Origin of the sequence: Aromatoleum toluolicum (assembly GCF_012911005.2) — a bacterium.
Lineage (GTDB): Bacteria > Pseudomonadota > Gammaproteobacteria > Burkholderiales > Rhodocyclaceae > Aromatoleum > Aromatoleum toluolicum.
Genome location: NZ_WTVS01000139.1, coordinates 1 through 5,740 on the forward strand (window position 1 = coordinate 1; position 5,740 = coordinate 5,740).

General features: G+C 67.0%; 6 protein-coding genes. All 6 read right to left on the bottom strand.

What is annotated here, in order from left to right; genetic code table 11:
* Window positions 1–155: 155 nt before the first annotated feature.
* Window positions 156–1,085, bottom strand: a complete 930-nt coding sequence (locus GPA27_RS27650; RefSeq protein ID WP_076603711.1) for a SphA family protein — start codon at window positions 1,083–1,085, stop codon at window positions 156–158.
* A 109-nt stretch (window positions 1,086–1,194) separates the two neighbouring features.
* On the bottom strand, window positions 1,195–2,493 hold the full coding sequence (locus tag GPA27_RS27655; protein WP_169143626.1) for a phenylacetate--CoA ligase family protein: 1,299 nt from the start codon (window positions 2,491–2,493) through the stop codon (window positions 1,195–1,197).
* Window positions 2,494–2,658: 165 nt separating this feature from the next.
* On the bottom strand, window positions 2,659–3,207 hold the full coding sequence (locus tag GPA27_RS27660) for an NUDIX hydrolase (RefSeq protein ID WP_169143627.1): 549 nt from the start codon (window positions 3,205–3,207) through the stop codon (window positions 2,659–2,661).
* Window positions 3,208–3,227: 20 nt separating this feature from the next.
* Complete coding sequence (locus tag GPA27_RS27665) at window positions 3,228–3,665, bottom strand: DUF120 domain-containing protein (protein WP_169143628.1); 438 nt, start codon at window positions 3,663–3,665, stop codon at window positions 3,228–3,230.
* Entirely contained in the window at window positions 3,659–4,261 is a 603-nt protein-coding gene (locus GPA27_RS27670) for a UbiX family flavin prenyltransferase (protein ID WP_169143629.1), read from the bottom strand. The genes GPA27_RS27665 and GPA27_RS27670 overlap by 7 nt, the downstream gene beginning before the upstream one ends.
* A gap of 14 nt (window positions 4,262–4,275) precedes the next feature.
* Entirely contained in the window at window positions 4,276–5,622 is a 1,347-nt protein-coding gene (locus tag GPA27_RS27675; RefSeq protein ID WP_169143630.1) for a UbiD family decarboxylase, read from the bottom strand.
* Window positions 5,623–5,740: the final 118 nt, after the last annotated feature.

Here is a 5,740-nt window from a genome sequence, read left to right on the forward strand (position 1 = left end):
GAGACAGCCCATCCCCACCCCAACCCGGGAGTCTCCGCTTCGCTCCGCCGCTCCGGTGGCGCGGAGCGGTGCTCCGCGAAACCCCGCCTACGCCCCCTTGAAGGAGAGGGAGCGACCGTGCTGCATTCAACCTGACATCAGGTAATTACTTGTGGTCAGAACGGCATGATCAGCCTGAACCACGCCTTGTCGCCCTGGAAGCGGTTTTCCGCCCCGGATTCGTGCTGCCACTGGCCGATCAGCATCGTGCCGCCCTTGGTCGTGTAACTCACGCTCGGTCCGACCGCGAACACCTCGCCCTTGCGTCCCGAAGACCACGGTCCGAGGGCCGACGAGATCGTTTCGCCGTCCAGCTTGTCGTTGGTCGTCTGCTTCACGTAGTAGCCCGAGAGGCCCACGCCCCACGGCCCGAATCGCTTGCCGGCCAGGTAGTCGACGCGAAACTCGTCGCCCGACTCGTAGTCCATCTTCGGCGCACCCGGCGCGGGGCGGAAGTCCTTGTTCTTCGTCTTGATGTTGTACATGAACTTGCCCGACAGCTCCCAGCCCGCATCCGAGATCCAGGTCACCGCAAGGACCGGTTCCACGCTCCAGTAGTTGGCACCGATACTCTTGAGCGGTTGCCCCGATTTGTATTCCCCCGTCGGGGCGAAGAAGTCGAGGGCGAACACCCAGTGCAGGTTGCCGGCGTGCCAGCCGATCACGAGTGGCGAGAACAGCATGTCACCGATGCCGGTAACGGTCTTGCTGTCGCCGAGGGTCAGCTTTTGCTGTACTACGGGCAGGATGGCTTGTACCGCCCAGTCTCCGCCGAGGATCTTCGTGTTCGTTACCTTGACGACGCGCATCGCATCGAACCAGGCGCTGACGCCGGTGCCGGGCACCTTGTCGCCGTCGCCGTCGCGCAGATCGTCCGCATGGTAGTAGCCGAAGTAGTTGAGGAAGTAGTTTCCGGGTGGCGGCAGTGCGCCCGCCACCCAGTTCTCGCTTCCGTGTGGGTACTGGTCGCCGCCTTCCTTCGCGAATGCGCCGCCGACGACCAGTCCGGACAGGGCCGCCGCCACGCAGATCTGCTTCAGTCTCATGCTTCCTCCTCCTTGGTTTCTTGTATGCGATGCCGTCGTTGGCCGAATCGAGGCGTTGCCGTCCCTGGCCTCGGCCGGGCCATTGCCGATACCTGTTGCGGAAACGGGCTCAGGCCGCGCGATTCACGTGGAAGCGCTTCGCCTTCATGTCGAAGCGCGGCAGGATGTTGCGCCCGACGTTATGCACGCGCGGACGGAAGGCGAGCATCGAGTCGAGGCGTTCGGCGATCGAATGCACGACCGCGGGGTCGGCGCCTTCGCACAGCTCGACCTCGATGTCCATCTCGTCCATGTGCTTCACCTTGCTGACGGTGATGCGGAACTCGTCGACTTCGACGAACTTGCGGATGATGTTCTCGACGCCCGCCGGGAAGACGTTCACCCCGCGCACCGTGACCATGTCGTCGGCGCGGCCGAGGATGCCGCCCTGGAAGCGCATGAAAGTGCGACCGCAGGAACACGGGTCGAGGTTTACCTCGACGAGGTCGCCGGTGCGGTAGCGGATCAGCGGGAAGCCCCAGCGGCCGAGGTTGGTGATCACGAGTTCGCCGCGCTCGCCCGGTTTCACCGCCTCGCCGGTCTTCGGGTCGATGACTTCGGCGATGAACTCCGACTCGATCAGGTGCGTGCCTCCGGGCTGCTTCTCGCACTCGAAGGAATGCGCGCCGATCTCGGACGCGCCGGCATGGTCGAAGCATTTCGCCGACCATGCTTCCTCGATGCGCTGCTTGGTCGATGGGATGTTCGCGCCCGGTTCGCCGGCATGGACGGTCGATTTCATCGCCAGCGAGCGCATGTCGAAGCCGTGCTCGCGCGCCACTTCGGCGAGCCGCAGCGCGTAGGTCGGCGTGCAGCACAGCACCGTCGCGCCGGTCTCGCGCATCAGTTCCAGGCGCTGCAGCGAATCGCGCCCGCCACCGGGGATCATCACCGCGCCGAGCTTGCGCGCGCCTTCCAGCGCCGCCCAGAAGCCGATGAAGGGACCGAAGGCGAAGGCGAGGAAGACGCGGTCGCTCGCATCCACGCCCGAACCCGCGAGCACGTGCGCCCAGCACTTCGCCCACCAGTCCCACGATTCCGCGGTGTCGAGCACCTTCAAGGGCACGCCGGTCGTGCCCGACGTCTGGTGCAGGCGCGTGTAGTGCTCGATCGGGTAGGTCAGGTTGGTGCCGAAGGGGCCGTTCGCCGCCTGGTCTTCCATCAGCTCGGACTTCGTCGTCAGCGGCAGGCGCACGAGGTCGTCGAGCGAGCGGATGTCGCGCGGCTCGACGCCGGCGGCCTTCCACTTGTCGCTGTAGAAGCGGTTCTTGCCCCACAGCTCGGTCATCATCGCCTGCAGTTTCTCCAGTTGCAGGCCGGCGAGCTGTTTGCGCGGGAGGGTTTCGGTGGTCTGATCGAAATACGCCATGTCTGTCTTCCTCGAAATTCTGGACGAACCGCCCCGCGGCGATGCCGTCCGGGTTCGGGAGCGGGCATTGCCGTACGGGCGGATGCTGCGGATTTGTCGGTCGAGCCCGCGTCGCGCGGGCGCCGGGCGCTCAGCCCGAGGGGCGGGGTGTCGCTGCGATCATCGTTATCTCCTCATCATCGTTCTGGCGCTCGTGCGGCGCCCCCATTTCCATGGTGCGGTGACTTCCTGGATGACGTCGTAGAACCAGCGGTCGATCAGCGGTGCGCCTTCGGGCGCCGTCTGCAACGGCAGCTGGCCCGGCGCGATGAGGGCGATCTCGCCGGCGTCGTCGCCCGCGACCGGTTCGCCCGCGAGCGAGTGCGCGCGGTAGGCGAGGATCACGGCGCGCACGCCGGTCTGCGAATACACGCCGATCAGCCCATCGACGGCGACTTCCAGCCCGGTCTCCTCGCGCGCCTCGCGCACGACGGCTTCCTCGAGCGATTCGCCCTGCTCGACATAACCTCCGGGCGGCGCCCAGTAGCCGCCGAGCGGGTCGAGCTTGCGGCGGATCTGGACCAGTTTGTCGGCGTGCTCGATCACCGCCAGCACGACCGGCGCGGGCTTGTGGAAGAAGGTCTCGCCGCAGGCCGGACAGGTTTCGCGCTCGCGGTTGTGGATCTTCGCGAGGACCAGCGGCGTGCTGCATTGCGGGCAGAACTTCGGGGCCATGATGGCGCTCCTTGAAGTGGTCAGGCGGCGGCCGCGTCGTCGCGGGCGGAAAATGCGAGGTCGAGGCGCAGGTTCACGAGGTCGCCGTCCTGCAGCCCGAGCGTCTCGCGGATCGGCAGCGGCGCGACGATCTCGAACTTGTCGTCGGGGTAGTCGGGCATCTCGGGGAACACGACCGCGCCGGTGAGCTGGCCCGCAATATGCACCCCGAAGCATTTCGCCGCGCAGAAGCCGTCCCGCGGTGTGATTGCGATGCCGGTGGCGACACGCAGGCGGGTGCGTGCCCGTTCCCAGGCCGTGCCGCGCATGCGCAGGTTGAAGGTGCCGGGCCAGGGGATGAAGCCGAGCTTGCGGCGGAATTCCGCGATCACCCAGTCGATCGCCGTGAAGCGCGAGCCTTCGCCGAGCCCCGGCGCGACTTCGCCTTCGAGTTCGAGGCCGGTGGCGGTGCTCAGCATGCCGGCTGCCCCTGGTGCGACTTCGCGTGCTCGCGCTCTTCATTACCCGTCCAGCGCCCGAACAGGTCGACGTCGAGATCGAACTGGTCCAGAACCTTGGTCACCGACTGGTTGATGATGTCGTCGATGGTCTTGGGCCGGTGGTAGAAGGCCGGCAGCGGCGGCACCAGCACGGCGCCGGTCTCGGTGGCCTGCGTCATCAGGCGCAGGTGCCCGAGGTGCAGCGGCGTCTCGCGCAGCATAAGCACCAGCTTGCGGCGTTCCTTCAGCGTGACGTCGGCGGCTCGGATCAGCAGGTTGGTGTTGAAGCAGTTGGCGACGGCCGAGAGCGTCTTGATCGAGCAGGGCGCGATGATCATGCCGGCGTGCTTGAACGAGCCGCTCGCGATGGAGGCGCCGACGTCGTTGTTGTCGTGCACGCAGGAGGCGAGGCGCTTGACGTCGTTGATCGAGTAGTCGGTCTCATACACGATCGTGCGCTTGGCCGAGTCCGACATCACGAGGTCGGTCTCGACGCCGATTTGCTTGAGGGCTTCGAGGATGCGGATGCCGTAGATCGCACCGCTTGCTCCGGAAATGCCGACGACGATTCTCATGGTGCGTGTCTCCATCAATTGCGCAGCGTTGCGAGGAGGGCCTGCGCCTTCGCCAGCGCGGCGGCGGGCAGGGTGACGCGGTCGAATTCGGGGCCGGCGCCGCGCGTGGCGACAAATCCGGCCTTGGAGCCGGCGCTGGTGCCGGCCGACGACGGGTCGATGACGTAGCCTTCGGCGCCGCCGATGATCACGGTGTCGCGTTCGGGCAGGTAGCGCGTCGCCATCGCCCACGCGAGCTCGCGCGGGTCGCGGATGTTCACGTCGTCATCGACGACGGTTACGGTCTTCAGGCGCTTGTCGAGGTTCAGCGCGAGCATGACGAGGCGCCGCACCTCGTGGCGCGGGCAGCTCCGCACGGCGATCGCCGCCGAGAAGCCGGCGGTGCCACCGGTGAGATCCAGATCGACGACGCCCGCGACCAGGGCCTGCAGCTGGCCCAGCAGCTCGGTGCCGGCCGCGAGCGAGAGCAGGGTGTCGACGTCGCCCGACCACGGACACAGGCCGGGATAGATGAAGTTGTCGCGGTGCGTGACCGCCGTGACTTCGACGACCGGGCTGACGTTGGAGAAGTAGTAACCGGTGTTTTCGCCGAACGGACCTTCCGGCTCGCGCACCCCGGGCAGGATGCGGCCTTCGATGACGATCTCGGCGCGCGCCGGGACTTCGACATTCACGGTCAGCGCGCGGACGAGCTCCACCGGATCGCCGCGCAGTCCGCCCGCGACTGCCATCTTGTCCGGCCCCAGTGGGCCGCTGCGCACGACGGATGCGAGCAGCGTTGCCGGCTCCAGCCCGAGCGCGATCGCGACGTCAAGCGCTTCGCCCTTCGCTTCGGCATTGGCGTGGAACTGCGACAGCGGCGGGTTCGCGAGCAGGATACCGAGACGATTGCCGCCCTTGATCATCATGCGGTGGATGCCCATGCCGCGTCGCCCGGTCGCCGGGTCGGTGCACAGCACCACGCCGGTCGTGATGAAGGGCGCGCCGTCCTTCTCGTGATGCGTCAGCACCGGCAGCAGCGGCAGCAGCTCGTCCGGCGCGCGATGCACGATTTCCTGCACCGGCGCCGATTTCGCGGCCACCGGCGCGATCGCGCGCTGCTTGTTGTCGAGCCAGGTCTGCGCGAGGCGTTCTTCCGTCGTGCCGAAGGCGCGGGCGACGCGGCGGCGACCACCGAACAGGTTGCCCGCGACGCGCGCACCGGGATACCCGCGCACGTTCTCGAACAGCGCCGCGGGCGCATCGGCGGGCAGGCTGCGCAGCACGGCCGCGATCTCGAACTTCGGGTCGAACTCCTCGCGCACGTGCAGCAGGTCGTCACCGAGGTCGTCCAGGAAGCTGCGCAGGTCGGGGTAGGCCATCGTTTCGCTGTTCCTTCGATTGATCGAGTTATGAATTAAACAAAGGCAGCTGGTATCTGCGTTCCTCCCCCTTCAAGGGGGAGGTCAGGAGGGGGATGGGTTTCGGTTACGCCTGCTA